The sequence below is a fragment of the Ramlibacter tataouinensis genome (assembly GCF_001580455.1).
Taxonomy (GTDB): Bacteria; Pseudomonadota; Gammaproteobacteria; order Burkholderiales; family Burkholderiaceae_C; genus Ramlibacter; species Ramlibacter tataouinensis_B.
The window spans coordinates 4,659,500-4,674,908 of record NZ_CP010951.1 but is presented as its reverse complement, the minus strand read 5'-3'; the positions used below and the strand labels follow the sequence as shown (position 1 = coordinate 4,674,908).

The 15,409-nt window shown below is 67.2% G+C and carries 10 protein-coding genes and 1 tRNA gene; 7 read left to right on the top strand and 4 right to left on the bottom strand.

Annotation, left to right across the window (positions count from 1 at the left end; genetic code table 11):
* The first annotated feature begins 42 nt into the window (after nucleotides 1-42).
* The 7 genes from UC35_RS21755 to UC35_RS21725 all read left to right on the top strand — a co-directional run bounded on the left by UC35_RS21755 (nucleotide 43) and on the right by UC35_RS21725 (nucleotide 5,389).
* Nucleotides 43-1,059, top strand: a complete 1,017-nt coding sequence (locus UC35_RS21755; RefSeq protein WP_265331335.1) for a DUF2955 domain-containing protein — start codon at nucleotides 43-45, stop codon at nucleotides 1,057-1,059.
* The gene (locus tag UC35_RS21750) at nucleotides 1,056-1,502 is read left to right on the top strand and encodes an ion channel (protein ID WP_061503394.1); all 447 of its coding nucleotides are present in this window, start codon (nucleotides 1,056-1,058) and stop codon (nucleotides 1,500-1,502) included. Before UC35_RS21755 ends, UC35_RS21750 begins: the two co-directional genes overlap by 4 nt.
* Before the next feature lie 89 nt (nucleotides 1,503-1,591).
* Nucleotides 1,592-2,047, top strand: coding sequence for a pyridoxamine 5'-phosphate oxidase family protein (locus UC35_RS21745; protein WP_061503393.1), 456 nt, complete (start codon nucleotides 1,592-1,594; stop codon nucleotides 2,045-2,047).
* A gap of 130 nt (nucleotides 2,048-2,177) precedes the next feature.
* Complete coding sequence (locus UC35_RS21740; RefSeq protein WP_082793435.1) at nucleotides 2,178-2,798, top strand: RNA polymerase sigma factor; 621 nt, start codon at nucleotides 2,178-2,180, stop codon at nucleotides 2,796-2,798.
* Nucleotides 2,795-3,403 carry an anti-sigma factor family protein gene (locus UC35_RS21735; protein WP_061503391.1) on the top strand — a complete coding sequence of 203 codons (609 nt, stop codon included), beginning with the start codon at nucleotides 2,795-2,797 and terminating at the stop codon, nucleotides 3,401-3,403. Before UC35_RS21740 ends, UC35_RS21735 begins: the two co-directional genes overlap by 4 nt.
* Complete coding sequence (locus UC35_RS21730; RefSeq protein ID WP_061503390.1) at nucleotides 3,400-4,689, top strand: S8 family peptidase; 1,290 nt, start codon at nucleotides 3,400-3,402, stop codon at nucleotides 4,687-4,689. The genes UC35_RS21735 and UC35_RS21730 overlap by 4 nt, the downstream gene beginning before the upstream one ends.
* 1 nt (nucleotide 4,690) lies before the next feature.
* Nucleotides 4,691-5,389: a TorF family putative porin gene (locus UC35_RS21725; protein ID WP_158513950.1), complete on the top strand. Its 699-nt coding sequence runs from the start codon at nucleotides 4,691-4,693 to the stop codon at nucleotides 5,387-5,389.
* A 428-nt stretch (nucleotides 5,390-5,817) separates the two neighbouring features.
* Here the strand turns inward: UC35_RS21725 and UC35_RS21720 are convergent, their stop codons facing one another.
* The 4 genes from UC35_RS21720 to UC35_RS21705 form a co-directional block, all read right to left on the bottom strand.
* Nucleotides 5,818-6,282 carry a ferritin-like domain-containing protein gene (locus tag UC35_RS21720; protein WP_061503388.1) on the bottom strand — a complete coding sequence of 155 codons (465 nt, stop codon included), beginning with the start codon at nucleotides 6,280-6,282 and terminating at the stop codon, nucleotides 5,818-5,820.
* A 230-nt stretch (nucleotides 6,283-6,512) separates the two neighbouring features.
* A tRNA-Ser gene (locus UC35_RS21715) sits at nucleotides 6,513-6,603 on the bottom strand.
* Nucleotides 6,604-6,650: 47 nt separating this feature from the next.
* Nucleotides 6,651-8,729, bottom strand: coding sequence for a response regulator (locus UC35_RS21710; protein ID WP_227820402.1), 2,079 nt, complete (start codon nucleotides 8,727-8,729; stop codon nucleotides 6,651-6,653).
* Nucleotides 8,726-15,316 carry a HAMP domain-containing protein gene (locus tag UC35_RS21705; protein ID WP_061503387.1) on the bottom strand — a complete coding sequence of 2,197 codons (6,591 nt, stop codon included), beginning with the start codon at nucleotides 15,314-15,316 and terminating at the stop codon, nucleotides 8,726-8,728. The genes UC35_RS21710 and UC35_RS21705 overlap by 4 nt, the downstream gene beginning before the upstream one ends.
* Between the last annotated feature and the right edge of the window lie 93 nt (nucleotides 15,317-15,409).

The following is a 15,409-nucleotide window of genomic DNA, read 5'->3' as shown; positions in this document are numbered from 1 at the left end:
AACGCCATGGCCCTAACCATGTCCCGGGCAGACAAGGCAGCCTTGCGACTGGCGATCGGTACCGGCCTGGCGACTTTTGTCGCCTACGGCATGGCGCTGCAGACGCCCTACCTCGTGTGCATCCTGGCGGTGCTGTTGCTTTGCAAGCCGGGACCGCCGCTGCCGATGCTGAAGGCCGTGGTTCTCGCGCTCGTCCTCGCGCTGCTCGTGGCCGGGGGCGTGCTGATGGTGCCTCTGCTCGAACACCATGCGGCCACCGGCCTGCTGATCACCGCCTCGCTGCTGTTCATCCTGTTTTACGCCGGGCGGTTGAAAGCCAATCCACTGACGACGGTGCTGGTCCTGGCCTTCACCTTGGTTCCGGTGGCGGGCGTGGCCGAGCAGGCGCTGGTCGGTAAGCTCAGCGTGAGCTTCGCGGTCGGCGTGCTGGTCGGCTCGCTTGTCAGCGCCTTGTCGGCGGCCGTCTTTCCCGACCCGCCCTCCCCGGCACCTCCCGCGCGAGCAACCCCCTCTCCCGCAGCGGCACGCTGGATCGCGCTTCGCGGCATGCTGATCGTGATGCCGGTGTTCGTGCTCGCCCTGACCAATCCCTCGTTCTACCTGGCGGCCATCATGAAGACGGTGGCGCTCGGCCAGCAGGCCGGCGAGACCGACGCCCGCAGCGCCGGCCGCGAACTGGTCGGCTCGACACTGACGGGCGCGCTGATCGCGGGGGTCACCTGGTCCGGCCTGTCCTTGTGGCCGAGCCTGTGGATGCTCGTGCTGTGGGCCATGGCCGCGGCGTTGTGGGCCGGTTCGGCGCTGTTCGGCGCGCGGCGTACCCGCTATCCGCCGTCTTACTGGAGCAATGCGCTGATCACGGCGTGGATCTTCTTTGGCCCGGCGGTCGAGGACAGCGCCAGCGGCAAAAGCGTGCTCAAAGGCGCCGCCATGCGTGCGACCTTGTTCGTCGGGGTTGCGCTGTATGCGTGGGCGATGGTCTGGGCACTGGAGCGCTGGCGCGCGCGCCGGCAGCCGGGTGCGGCCAGTCCCTTTGTCCTGTCGAAGGAGGATTCATGACGCTTAATAATTTCCTGATCGGGCTGCCCACCATGCTGCTGTGCCTGATCGTGCAAGTGGCGGTGGCGTTCTGGTGCATTCGCTACTACGTGGAGCATTCGTCACAGGTCCGGGCAGGCCGCGGGTTTCTGACAGGGATGTTCCCCCTGATCGTCGCCACCGTGGCGATCCTGGCCGGCACCCTGGTGCAGATCGCGCTGTGGGGCTTTCTCTTCGTCTGGCTCGGCGAGTTCGAGCAGACGTACGATGCGATCTATCACTCAGCGGTGAACTTCACGTCACTGGGCTACGGCGATATCGTGATGCGTCGTGAGCGCAGGCTGCTGGGGCCGCTCGAGGCGGCGAACGGCGTGCTGATGCTGGGGATGAGCGCCGCGACACTGATGGCAATCATGCAGCACATGATCACGACGCTGCGCGGCGACAGCCGCAAGATCGCTTGAGACGAAGCTTGACTCACATCAAGGCCCCGAGGGATGGCAGGCGCACCATCTGCAGGTCGAAACGCTGGCCGGCGCGGAGGTGCAACCCCATGGATGACGACATCAAGCGGAAGATCCTGGCGATCCTGGACGAGCACCGGATCATGACGGTGGCGACCTTGCGGCCGGATGGCTGGCCGCAGGCGACCACAGTCGGCTACGTGAACGAAGGCCTGACCCTCTGGTTCCTCTGCGGGCTCGACAGCCAGAAGGCAAGAAACCTGGCACGCGATGATCGGCTATCGCTGACCATCGACCACGACACCCCGGACCTGATGGCGATCACCGGCCTGTCGATGGCGGCGCGCGCGCATGCGGTGCAGGACCGGGCGGAAGCCGAGAAGGTCCTGCGCATGCTGCCCTTGAAATACTCCGACGCGCCGCCGATGCCGATCAAGATGCCCAGCCCGGACGAGATCCGGCTGTTCCGGGTGGAGCCGACCGTGATCTCGGTCCTGGACTACACGAAGGGCTTTGCCCACACCGATCTGGTCGAGTGTTCGTGAACAGGCCCGTGGCAAATTCAGGGCCCGCCGGCTGAGTTGAAGGTCGCCGCCCAGCCGGCTTGAACTGGCGTGCGCCGCTTTGAACCATTTCGGCGCTGCCGGGCACAAACGGGGGTAACGAGAGGCACCGATGCCCCACGGTCGGACACAGGCGAGCGGCCAGGATGCGGAGGCGGCCTCCGCGGCACTTGAAGTGCCAAAGGCCGAACGCGACGAAGTTCGGCTCGTAAGCCGGATCGCCGCCGGGGACCTACGCGCGTTCGAGGACTTGTACCGCGTCTATTACCCGCGCCTTTCGCGCTTCCTCGGGCGGATGGCACGCCGGCCCGGCATCGTGGAAGAGGTGCTCAACGACACGATGCTGGTCGTGTGGCGGCGCGCCGAAGGCTTCAATGGCGGCTCCAAGGTGTCGACCTGGATCTTCGGCATTGCCTACCGCAAGGCACTGAAGTCGCTGGCGCAATTCGACGAGCCGGTCGACGATGAGGCACTGCAGTCCTGCGCGGATGGCGCGCCAGGGCCGGAGTTGCAGGTGAACCTCTGGCAGCTGCGTGAAGCCCTGGGGACGGCGCTCGACAGCCTGCCGGCCGAACAACGCGCCGTGGTGGACCTCACCTACTTCCATGGCCTGAACTACAGGGAAATCGCGCAGATCGTTTCTTGCCCGGTGGACACCGTGAAGACCCGCATGTTCCATGCTCGCAGGCGCTTGAGGGTCTTGCTCGCCGGACATCGGGAGGACTGGCTATGAATGTCGTTCACCTGGAAGACCCGCACTTCGCCACGCAGTCGCTGCTGCCCTGGTATGCGACCGGCCGGCTCGACGCGGCCGATGTGGCACAGGTCGAGACCCATCTGGCCGGCTGCCCGGCCTGCCGGGCGGAGCTCGAGTTCGAGCGCAAGCTGCTGGCCGCCCAGCCGCTGCCGGCGGATGCGGCCGCGGTCGAGGCCGGCCTGGACAGCATGCGCAAGCTGATCCGGACGGCGGCCCCGGCCTCGCGCCGCCCGGCGCCCTGGCTGCGCTGGGCCCTGGGCGCTCAGTTCGTGGTCCTCGCCCTGCTTTTGCTGGTGTGGGCGTTGCCGCGTCCGGCCACCGAGGCCGTCTATCGGGCGCTCGGGGCGCCCAGCGCGGCCGCGTTGCCCAATGCCATCGTGATCTTCAAGCCGCAGGCCACCGAGCAGGAGATCCGAAGCGCCCTGCGCCTCGGCGAAGCCCGGATCGTGGACGGCCCCACGGCGAGCAACGCCTATTTGCTGAGCGTGGATCGCGAGCATCCCCTGGCCGCAATCGAGCGCCTGCGGCTGCAGCCCGCGGTGTTGCTCGCCGAATCGCTGGACCCGAGGCCGCCGCGATGATGCGCGTGCGTGCCTTCCTGGCCCTGCTGGTCCTGCTGGGCTCCGCCTGCGCCGGCGTGGCACAGGATTTTCGGGATGACGCCGATGCGCAGCAGCAGGTGCTGGTCTTGCTGAACCTTCCACCGGCGCACTTTCGTCCCCATGCCGCCTACTCGGGCAGCTACGGCGGCGACGCGGGCCGTGCGGCGCGCAAGGGACTGGCGGCACGCCTGGCCCGCACGCACGGGCTGACGCTGGTGACGGATTGGCCCATGCCTGTGCTGGGTGTCGACTGCTACGTGATGCAGATTCCGCGGGGCCAGGGCCCCGAGCGCTCGCCCGAAAAAATCGCAGAGGCGCTCGCACGCGATGAACGCGTTGTCTGGGCCCAGCCCATGCATGTCTTCCAGGCGCAAGCGGAGTCGGTGGATGGAGCCCCCAGCCACAACGACCCCCTCTACCGCCTGCAGCCCGCCGCCCAGGCCTGGCGGCTGGCCGAGTTGCACCAGCTGGCCACCGGTTCGGGCGTGCGGGTGGCGGTGGTGGACAGCGGCGTGGACCCGGCGCATCCCGACTTGGCCGGACGCGTGGGCACGGCCGAGAACTTCGTGGACGGTCAGGCCTATGCCGTCGAGCGGCACGGAACAGCCATCGCGGGCATCGTCGGCGCGCGCGCCAATGACGGCATCGGGATCGCGGGCATCGCCCCCGAGGCGACGCTCATGGCGCTGCGGGCCTGTTGGCAGGCGGCGCCGGACCGCACGCTGTGCACGACGCTGAGCCTTGCCAAGGCGCTGCACTTCGCGATCGCGCAGGACGCCGCGATCGTCAATTTCAGCTTGAGCGGGCCCGCGGACAAGCTGCTCGGGCGCTTGTTCGATGTGGCCCTGTCGCGCGGGATCACGGTGGTGGCGGCCATCGATCCGAAGTCGCCGCAGGGCGGGTTTCCGGCTTCTCACGCGGGCGTCTGGGCAGTGACCGACAGCGCGTCTGCCGTGCGCCAGCAGGCGCTGCTGGCCCCGGGACGGGACGTGCCGACCACGGTCCCGGGTGGTGGCTGGCAGGTCGTCAGTGGAGCCTCGTACGCCGCCGCCCATGTCGCCGGGCTGGCGGCGCTGCTGCGCCAGCTCAACGGGACGCTTTCATCCGCCAGCAGGGACCAGACTTTGGTGCTGCTTCCCACCGGCCAGATCGATACTTGCGCCACACTAACGCGTGTGGCCGGTCCGTGCCCGTGTTCATGCGCCGGCGCGCCTGCTCGATCGGCCGCGGCGCCAGCCACAACCCCAGGACTCACACCGCCATGATGTGCTAGCCCCGCAATCGGCCCTTCGCTTCGCCGGCGTCGCTGCGCTCGTCCTTTGCAGTGGCGCCGCCCACGCCCAGGCCGGTGGCAGCATCGTCGTGGAATCGGACTACCGCTTTCGCGGCGTTTCCCTGAGCGGCGGAGACCCCACCGCCCACTTGGCCCTGTCCTACGATCACCCTGCCGGCTGGTACGCCGGCGCATCGCTCACGAGTGTCGAACTGGTGCCCGGCCCCCGGCGGGCGGCCGGCACCGCCTATGCGGGCTACGCCCGCCGCAATCGCTTCGGCGAGGCCTGGGAACTCGGCGCCACCCTGACGCGGTTCGAGGGGGCGTCGAATTACGACTATGAGGAAGTCTTTGCCGGCTACGTCGCCGAGCGCTGGACGGCCAGGGTCTACCTCTCTCCCGATTACTTCGGACACGGCGTTCGGACGCTGTACGCCGAACTCAACGGCAACCTGCCGCTCACGCCCCAGCTGCGAACCTTCGCGCACCTGGGCGCGTTGACACGCCTGCAAGGCGCCACCGCGCCCGGACTCGCGCAGACGCGCTACGACGCGCGCGTCGGGCTCGGCCTGCGCATCGCGGAAGCCGACTTGCGGCTCGCATGGGTCGGCGCCAGCGAGCGGGTGCCCTACGTGGCCACGTACCAGCAACGGCGCAGCACCTGGGTGCTGAGCGCCAGCTACGACTTCTGAGCACCACACCCACGGCGCGCGCGCAGCGGCCGGGCAGCGCGATTTGAACCGAAACCCCGGATCCAGGAACTTACGGTGCCCGACTCGCCGCACAGCGTGGGTCGGATTGCCGGTCCTTTCTGGAGACCAACATGGACAGATCGCGCAGAGTGTCACCTGGCAATGCAACCGCGTTCCGCCAATGGGCGGCCCTGTCTGCCGCCCTGCTCGCGCTCACAGCATGCGGCGGCGGTGGGGGTGACGGCGTTGCGGCCGACTTGCAGGAGGCCACCGCCGCGGCACCGGCGCCCAGCCCGGCCGCGGCTCCGACCCCTGCTCCCGCGCCGGCGCCAGCGCCAGCGCCAGCACCCGCCAGCGTGCCGACACCCATGGATCCCGGCGCCGGCGGCGGTGGTGGCGGCGGCTACTAGCGGCCTATCCTGTCCTGCTCAAGGGGGCGCCGCAGAAAATGCGGCGACATCGCCCGGCTTGCGCAGCATCTTGTCGACTTCTGCGGCGTGCAGTTCTTCGGCATAGATCATCTGCCGGGCGAACTCCTCCAGCGCCACCGAGCGTTCTTCGACGTGCGCGAGGAGCTCGCGGTACAGGACCAGGGCAGCGTCTTCGGCCTGCAAGGACTCGCGCAGGATCGACGCGATGTCGTGCTTGTGCGAGTCCAGCAACGGGCCGATGGCCAGCGACGGGTAGGCGCCGAGGGTCGTGATCCATTCGCCGACCTGCTGAGCGTGCAGCAAGGATTCGTTGGCCTGCTCCCGCAGCCAGGACACGATCGGTATGCGGCCGAAGCCGAACACAAGCAGCGAGTAGTGCGTGTACCGCACGACGCCGGCCAGTTCGGCTTCCAGCAGTCGATTCAGCACGCCGACGACCTGGTCGCGATCCATCTGTTCCATCGCCATGCTCCTTGAGGCGAGATCGCCCATTGAGATCGCGTGAGCCAACACCGGCTCTCTGCTCTCCGATTTGCATGCGACTGTCCTCGCCGGGCATGGGACTTGTCAACCCAAGCCATTGGCGGACACACGGCCGAGCTTGAACTCTTGCCGCCCAGCCCATGTGTTCACGCAGCAAGAAATGAAAAAGCCCTCTTGGGCTGTCCAAGAGGGCTTTTCGGTGGTGTTCCTGGCGGAGAGGGCGGGATTCGAACCCGCGGTGGGCTATTAACCCACACACGCTTTCCAGGCGTGCGACTTAAACCGCTCATCCACCTCTCCTGCGAAGCCCGCCATTCTAGCAGTGTCCGTGGAGTCCCCCGGGCAGGTCAGCCATCGGACGACGCGCGGCGCGAGCTTTGCGGATTCGCCAGCATCGACAGCAGCGCATTCACGTCCGCTGGTTTGACCATGTGGACGTCGAACCCGGCCTGGACCGAGCGCGAACGGCTTTCGGGTTCGCCGTAGCCGGTGAGCGCGATCAGGAGGGCGTCGCGCGATTCCGGCTGGCTGCGCAGCCGATGAGCCACCTCGAAGCCGTTCATGCCGGGCAATCCGATGTCCAGCAGCACGGCATCCGGCCGGAAGTCCCTGGCGATCTGCAGCGCCGCCATCCCCTCGTTCGCGGTCCTGACCTGGAAACCCTCCAGCTCGAGCAGCGTCATCAGGGTGTCGGCTGACGCGGTGATGTCATCGACCACGAGGATGCGCACCGGCGCCCGCTCACGCGGCTCCGGAATGGGCACCACGGCGGCCGGCGTTTCCGTGCGATGCGCCACCACGGCTGCCGGCAGCCACACGACCACTTCGGAGCCGCGGCCCACGCCGTCGCTGAAGGCCGCCACCCGGCCGCCATGCAGTTCGACCAGGTGCTTGACCAGCGTCAGCCCGATGCCCAGGCCGCCTTGCGAACGGTCCAGCGACTGGTCGGCCTGGAAGAAAAGGTCGAAGATGTGCGGCAGCGTCGCGGCATCGATGCCGGCGCCGTCATCCCTGACCGAAATGCGCAGCTCTCCGCTCGCGTGGGACGCACCGAGCACGATGCGCGACCGCGGCGGTGAAAACTTCGAGGCGTTGTTCAACAGGTTGGAAAGCACCTGCGCCAGCCGCACCACGTCGCCGTGGAGTTCCACCCGCTCCGCCGGCAAGGTCACCGCGAGCTGTTGCTCGCGCCCGTGGATGCGCGGCGCGCTGGCCTCCACCGTGCGCTCGATCAGCGCCGCGAGGTCCAGCTTTTCCGGCTTGACCGTGACCTTGCCCTGCACGATGCGGGACACGTCCAGCAGGTCGTCGATCAGGCGCGCCATGTGGTCGGCCTGCCGGCCGATCACATCGCGAGCCCAGTTCATCGTCGAGGGGGTGACATCGTTGCCCTGCATGATGTGCACGGCGTTTCGGATCGGCGCGAGCGGATTGCGCAGTTCGTGCGCAAGCATGGCCAGGAAGTCGTTCTTGCGGCGGTCGGCCTCCTGCACCGCGTGGTAGAGCCGCGCGTTTTCCATCGCGATGGACGCGCGGCTGGCCACCTCGCGGATCAGCGCGAGGTGTGAGGCGTCGAAGCGGCCGGCCTCTTCCTGCAGGACCAGCGCGCCGCGGACCTCGTCGCCCGCCATCAGGGGGTAGATCGCGGCGGCGGGCGTGCCGGACCGCCACACGCGGAACTGCTTGTCACGCACCGCCTGCTCGACCGCCACCCGCAGCTCGGGGCTGAAGACCTCGGGGTCGCCGGGCGCCGGGGCAGGATGGATGTCGATCCGTCGCACTCCTTCGTCCGGATCGATGAAGCCGAGGATGGCACGCCGGCCCAGCATGGGCACGCACAGGTCCAGCACCGCCCGCGCCGTGTCGCTGAGGTCGAGCGAACGCGACATGACACGGCTCGCTTCGGCCAGGTAGTCGGCCCGGTGGATCGCGTCTTCGGCGGCGGCGCGTGCAGCCTCGGACCGCGCCAGCGCCTCGCGGGCGGCGACCTGCAGCTGCAGTTGCCGGTTCATGCGGAACAGGTCCACGAACACGCGAACCTTGGAGCGCAGCACCTCCGGCACCACCGGCGAGGGGATGTAGTCCACCGCCCCCAGCGCATAGCCTCGCCTGGCCTGTAGCTCGTCCACGTAGGCGGTGATGAACAGGATGGGCGTCTGCGCCGACTTCTTGTATTGCCGGATGAGGCTGGCGGTCTCCAGCCCGTCGATGTCGGGCATGTTGACATCCAGCAGGATCACCGCGAATTCCTGCTTGAGGATCTGGCGCAGCGCTTCCTTGCCCGATCGCGCGCTGACGATGGTCTGCCCGAGATCCTCGAGGATGGTACGGAAGACGACGTGCTTTTCCGCCAGGTCGTCCACCACCAGGATGTTGACCTTGTCCTGTTCCGGCCCTGCCGGCAGGCCGACACCAGTGTCTATCACTGGTGCAGCCAGGCCCGGAGCACCGTCAGCAGGTCCTGCGTGTTCACCGGCTTGGACAAATAGTCCCATGCGCCTGCTTCGATGCATTTCTCGCGGTCGCCCTTCATGGCCTTGGCGGTGACGGCAACCATTGGCAGGTTCCGGCCCGCCGGGAGCTTGCGGATCTCCTGCATCGTGGCCATGCCGTCCAGCTCAGGCATCATGATATCCATCAATACTACATTGATCTGCGGGTCGGAGGCCACCCGCTGGATCGCGTCCCGGCCGTTGTCGGACCAGACGATGTCCATGCCGTGCTCCTCCAGCACGGTCGCCAGCGCGAAGATGTTGCGCATGTCGTCGTCCACGATCAGCACACGCTTGCCATGCAGAGGCTTGCTGGATTCGTGCAGCGCGTTGATCACGGCGCGCTTGGGTTCCGGCAGCTTTGCCAGGTTGTGGTGGATGGCCAGCAGGGTTTCGTCGAACAGCTTGGCGATCGCATGCGCTTCGCGCACGTTGACCGACTCATCGGATGACCAGCCCGTGCTCGCGGTATCCATGGCGCCACCGTGAAAAAGCACCAGCTGCACAGGCCCCAGGCCGTCCTGCGCAGCCAGCAGCCTGCGGCACGCGTTCAAGTTCAGCCCGGGCAGACCGTCCTCCAGGACCACGCAGTCGAAGCGGGATTCCTCCAGCAGGTCCATCGCCTTGCCGGCCGTCTTGGCGATCTCGATGGAGACCTGTTCGTCCGCCATGTGCAGCAGGAATTCGCGGCGCGCCGCGGCATCGTTCAGCGCCACCAGCACCTTCTTGCTCGGCCGTGACACATAGGCAAGCAGCCGGTCGAGCATGGCGTCCAGCACCTCCCTGGACTGGATGGGCTTCTCCACGAAGGCCGCCGCCCCCAGGTGGAAAGCGCGCTCCTTGGAGTCGTCCGTGGAGATCACGCAGACCGGGACGTGGCGCGCGCCCATGTCCTGCTTCAGGCGGTCCAGCACGCGCCATCCATCCATGTCGGGCAGGTACATGTCCAGCGTGATGGCGGACGGCTTGTGCTCGGCCGCCAGGGCCAGCGCCCCGGCGCCCATGGGCGTCACGAGGCCCTTGAAGCCCTTGGCCCGGGCGGCATCCAGCAGGAAGCGCGCGAAGGCGAGGTCGTTCTCGACGATGAGCAGCACCAGGTCGCCCTGCGTGATGGTCTCGCGGTCATCCCCGGCTTCGTTCCCCTGCGCGGCGCCGGGCGCCTCGATCACCTCCCCGGCCGGCGGCTCGTAGCTCGGCGCGATCCACCTCAGCGCCGCGGGAACGGCACTGTCGGCGCGTGCGGGCTCGGCTTGCGGCAAGGCTCGGCGCATGCTGCGCGTGCCGGGATAGACCAGCGGCAGGTACAGCGTGAAAGTCGAGCCGCGCCCCGGCGCGCTCGACAGGCGGATCTCGCCGCCCAGCAGCTTGGACAGCTCACGGCTGATCGCCAGACCCAGGCCGGTGCCGCCGTATTTGCGGCTGGTCGAGCCGTCGGCCTGCTGGAAGGCCTCGAAGATGATCTGCTGCTTGTCGCCTGAAATGCCGATGCCGGTGTCCTCGACCGAGAACGCCAGCACCTGCTGGGCGCGGTAGAGGTCCTCGTTGTCAGCCGACCAGCCGCCGGCCACCACTTCCATCGACAGGCTCACATGGCCGGTGTGGGTGAACTTGAAGGCATTCGACAGCAGGTTCTTCAGGACCTGCTGCAGGCGCTTGGCGTCGGTCACCATGGAAGTCGGCAGGTTCAGGCCGGTGTGGATCATGAAATCCACGCTCTTGGCTTCGGCGACGTGGCGGAAGGTGCGCTCCACGTAAAGCTGCAGGTCCGACAGGCGCAGCTCGTTCACGTCCACCACCACCGTGCCGGACTCGATCTTCGACAGGTCCAGGATGTCGTTGATCAGCATCAACAGGTCGTTGCCGGACGAATGGATCGTCTTGCCGAATTCCACCTGCTTGGGTGACAGGTTGCCGTCCGGGTTCTTGGACAGCTGGTCGGACAGGATCAGCAGCGAGTTGAGCGGCGTGCGCAGCTCGTGCGACATGTTCGCCAGGAATTCGGACTTGTACTTGGACGTCAGGGCCAGCTGCTTGGCCTTGTCTTCCAGCGCCTGGCGCGCCTGCTCCACTTCCTGGTTCTTGCGCTCCACCTCCTGGTTCTGGTGCACCAGCAGCCGGGCCTTCTCCTGCAGTTCCTGGTTCGTCTGCTGCAGTTCCTGCTGGCGGCTCTGCAGTTCCTGCGCGAGCGATTGCGACTGCGTCAGCAGGTCTTCCGTCCGCATGTTGGCCTCGATCGTGTTGATCACGATGCCGATCGATTCCATCAGTTGGTCCAGGAAGGCCTGGTGCGTCGGGTTGAAGCGCTCCACCGAGGCCAGTTCGACCACGCCGCGCACCTGGCCCTCGAAGATGATCGGCATCACCAGCACGTTCAGCGGTTCGACCGTGGCCAGGCCGGAGGAAATCTTCAGCGTTTCCGGGATGCTGGAGGTCAGCAGGATCTTCTTGCGGTCATGCGCGCACTGGCCGACCAGGCCTTGCCCCATGTCCACTTCCTTGCCGTAGGCCCCGTGGCCGTCGGAGGCGTAGCTCGCCATCAGGCGCAGCTTGGGCTGCTCGTGCGTGTAGCGCAGCACGTAGAACTCAGCTTGCTGCGCGCCCACCACCGGCGCCAGTTCCGAGAGGATCAGGTGGCCCACGGCCACCAGGTCCTTCTGGCCCTGCAGCATGCGCGAGAACTTCGCCAGGTTGGTCTTGAGCCAATCCTGCTCAGTGTTCACCTGCGTCGTGTCGCGCAGGTTGCGGATCATCTCGTTGATCGTGTCCTTCAGGGCCGCCACTTCGCCCAGCGCCACCACGGTGATCGAGCGCGTCAGGTCGCCCTGGGTCACGGCCGTCGCCACTTCGGCGATGGCCCGCACCTGCGTGGTGAGGTTGGCCGCGAGCTGGTTCACGTTCTCGGTCAGGCCCTTCCAGGTACCCGAGGCACCCGGCACCTTGGCCTGGCCGCCCAGCTTGCCTTCCACGCCCACCTCGCGCGCCACGGTCGTCACCTGCTCCGCGAAGGTCGCGAGCGTGTCCGTCATCGAGTTGATCGTGTCGGCCAGCGCCGCGATCTCGCCCTTGGCTTCCACGGTCAGCTTGCGCTTGAGGTCGCCGTTGGCCACGGCGGTCACCACCTTGGCGATGCCGCGCACCTGCGAAGTGAGGTTGCCGGCCATGAAGTTCACGTTGTCCGTGAGGTCCTTCCAGGTGCCGGCCACGCCCTGCACGTCGGCCTGGCCGCCCAGCTTGCCCTCGGTACCCACCTCGCGGGCCACCCGCGTCACCTCCGAGGCAAAGGACCGCAGCTGGTCCACCATGGTGTTGATGGTGGCCTTCAGCTCCAGGATTTCGCCCTTCACGTCCACCGTGATCTTCTTGGACAGGTCGCCGGCCGCCACCGCCTTGGTCACGTCGGCGATGTTGCGCACCTGCGAGGTCAGGTTCCCGGCCATGAAGTTCACCGAGTCGGTCAGGTCCTTCCAGGTGCCGGCCACGCCCTGCACGTCGGCCTGCCCGCCCAGCTTGCCCTCGGTGCCCACCTCGCGCGCCACCCGCGTCACTTCCGAGGCGAAGGACCGCAGCTGGTCCACCATGGTGTTGATGGTGTTCTTCAGCTCCAGGATTTCGCCCTTCACCTCCACCGTGATCTTCTTCGAGAGGTCGCCGGCCGCCACGGCGGTCGTCACGTCGGCGATGTTGCGCACCTGCGAAGTCAGGTTGCCGGCCATGAAGTTCACGTTGTCGGTCAGGTCCTTCCAGGTGCCGGCCACGCCCTGCACGTCGGCCTGGCCGCCCAGCTTGCCCTCGGTGCCCACCTCGCGCGCCACCCGCGTCACTTCCGAGGCGAACGAGGACAGCTGGTCCACCATGGTGTTGATGGTGTTCTTCAGCTCCAGGATTTCGCCCTTCACGTTCACCGTGATCTTCCTGGACAGGTCGCCGGCCGCCACGGCGGTCGTCACATCGGCGATGTTGCGCACCTGCGAAGTTAGGTTGCCGGCCATGAAGTTCACCGACTCGGTCAGGTCCTTCCAGGTGCCGGCCACGCCCTGGACGTCGGCCTGGCCGCCCAGCTTGCCCTCGGTGCCCACTTCGCGCGCCACCCGCGTCACTTCCGAGGCGAAGGAGGACAGCTGGTCCACCATGGTGTTGATGGTGGCCTTCAGTTCCAGGATCTCGCCCTTCACGTCCACCGTGATCTTCTTGGACAGGTCGCCGGCCGCCACCGCCTTGGTCACGTCCGCGATGTTGCGCACCTGCGAAGTCAGGTTGCCGGCCATGAAGTTCACCGAGTCGGTGAGGTCCTTCCAGGTGCCGGCGACGCCCTGCACATCGGCCTGCCCGCCCAGGCGGCCTTCGGTGCCCACTTCCCGGGCCACCCGCGTCACTTCCGAAGCGAAGGAGCGCAGCTGGTCCACCATGGTGTTGATGGTGTTCTTCAGCTCCAGGATCTCGCCCTTGACGTCCACCGTGATCTTCTTGGACAGGTCACCGGCCGCCACCGCCTTGGTCACGTCGGCGATGTTGCGCACCTGCGACGTCAGGTTGCCGGCCATGAAGTTCACCGACTCGGTCAGGTCCTTCCAGGTGCCGGCCACGCCCTGCACGTCGGCCTGGCCGCCCAGCTTGCCCTCGGTGCCCACCTCGCGCGCCACCCGCGTCACTTCCGAGGCGAACGATGACAGCTGGTCCACCATGGTGTTGATGGTGTTCTTCAGCTCCAGGATCTCGCCCTTCACCTCCACGGTGATCTTCTTGGACAGGTTGCCGGCCGCCACCGCCTTGGTCACGTCGGCGATGTTGCGCACCTGCGAAGTCAGGTTGCCGGCCATGAAGTTCACCGAGTCGGTCAGGTCCTTCCAGGTGCCGGCCACGCCCTGCACGTCGGCCTGGCCACCCAGGCGTCCTTCGGTGCCCACCTCGCGCGCCACCCGCGTCACCTCCGAGGCAAAGGAGCGCAGCTGGTCCACCATGGTGTTGATGGTGGCCTTCAGCTCCAGGATTTCGCCCTTCACGTCCACCGTGATCTTCTTGGACAGGTCGCCGGCCGCCACCGCCTTGGTCACATCGGCGATGTTGCGCACCTGCGAGGTCAGGTTGCCGGCCATGAAGTTCACCGAGTCGGTCAGGTCCTTCCAGGTGCCCGCCACGCCCTGCACGTCGGCCTGGCCGCCCAGCTTGCCCTCGGTGCCCACCTCGCGCGCCACCCGCGTCACCTCCGAGGCGAAGGACCGCAGCTGGTCCACCATGGTGTTGATGGTGTTCTTCAGCTCCAGGATTTCGCCCTTCACCTCCACCGTGATCTTCTTCGAGAGGTCGCCGGCCGCCACGGCGGTCGTCACATCGGCGATGTTGCGCACCTGCGAAGTCAGGTTGCCGGCCATGAAGTTCACGTTGTCGGTCAGGTCCTTCCAGGTGCCGGCCACGCCCTGCACCTCGGCCTGGCCGCCCAGCTTGCCTTCGGTGCCCACTTCGCGCGCCACCCGCGTCACTTCCGAGGCGAACGAGGACAGCTGGTCCACCATGGTGTTGATGGTGTTCTTCAGCTCCAGGATCTCGCCCTTGACGTCCACGGTGATCTTCTTGGACAGGTCGCCGGCGGCCACCGCCTTGGTCACGTCGGCGATGTTGCGCACCTGGGCCGTGAGATTGCCGGCCATGAAGTTCACCGAGTCGGTCAGGTCCTTCCAGGTGCCGGCAACGCCCTGCACGTCGGCCTGGCCGCCCAGCTTGCCTTCGGTGCCCACTTCGCGGGCCACCCGCGTCACTTCGGCGGAGAAGGTGCCCAGCTGCTGCACCATCTTGTTGATGGTCATGGCGGTGCGCAGGAACTCGCCCTGCAACGGACGGCCGTCGGCCTCCAGGGCCATGGACTTGGTCAGGTCACCCTGCGCCACCGCGCCGATCACCCGAGCCACCTCGGAGGTCGGGTGCACCAGGTCGCCGATCAGCGAGTTGATCGAGTCGGCCGAGTCGCGCCAGAAGCCGGTCGCATTGGGCGCCACCGCCCGTTCCTTGAGCTTGCCCTCCTTGCCGACCACCCGCGACAGGCGCGCGAGTTCGTGCGACATGCGCAGGTTCTCGGCGACCACCTCGTTGAAGGCGTCGGCCACCTTGCCGAAGACGCCGGTCCAGTCCTGGGGAAGGTGCGCCTCGGGATTGCCCTTCTTCAGGTCGGTCAGCGCCCCGAGGAAGGTTCGCGTGTGCTCGGACAGTTCGTCGCAGTGATCCAGCACCGCGTTGATACTGGCCACGTCGCTTTGCCAGAAGCCGGTGAGCTTGCCGTCGCTGAGGCGCTTGCCGGCGCGCGGTGAGCTGCGCGGCGCCAGGTTGATGCTATTGAGCTGCTGCGACCTGCGCGCAGCCTGTGCCGTCAGCTCATTGAATTCGCCGGCAATCTTGCCGTGAAGGCCGTCCCACTCGGTGGGCAGCGTGACGCCGGTTTCGCCACGGCGGAACGCACTCAGGGCCTTCAGCACCTGCTTGAGCTCCTCATCGCGATGACCTCCGGCCGGCAGCTTCGCTACAACTTCCATGTGTCCCCCAGTCCAATCCGCTGTGCAACGCCCTGAAAAATCGTGCGACAGGTTACTTTGCTGAAATCCGAGCCACAACCGTATGGAAGGCGC

What these genes read in the sequence shown, in the direction of transcription:
- UC35_RS21750 (WP_061503394.1), top strand. Translation starts at nt 1,056, where the DNA reads ATGACGCTTAATAATTTCCTGATCGGGCTGCCCACCATGCTGCTGTGC.
- UC35_RS21745 (WP_061503393.1), top strand. Translation starts at nt 1,592, where the DNA reads ATGGATGACGACATCAAGCGGAAGATCCTGGCGATCCTGGACGAGCAC.
- UC35_RS21740 (WP_082793435.1), top strand. Translation starts at nt 2,178, where the DNA reads ATGCCCCACGGTCGGACACAGGCGAGCGGCCAGGATGCGGAGGCGGCC.
- UC35_RS21735 (WP_061503391.1), top strand. Translation starts at nt 2,795, where the DNA reads ATGAATGTCGTTCACCTGGAAGACCCGCACTTCGCCACGCAGTCGCTG.
- UC35_RS21730 (WP_061503390.1), top strand. Translation starts at nt 3,400, where the DNA reads ATGATGCGCGTGCGTGCCTTCCTGGCCCTGCTGGTCCTGCTGGGCTCC.
- UC35_RS21720 (WP_061503388.1), bottom strand. Translation starts at nt 6,282, where the DNA reads ATGGAACAGATGGATCGCGACCAGGTCGTCGGCGTGCTGAATCGACTG.
- UC35_RS21705 (WP_061503387.1), bottom strand. Translation starts at nt 15,316, where the DNA reads ATGGAAGTTGTAGCGAAGCTGCCGGCCGGAGGTCATCGCGATGAGGAG.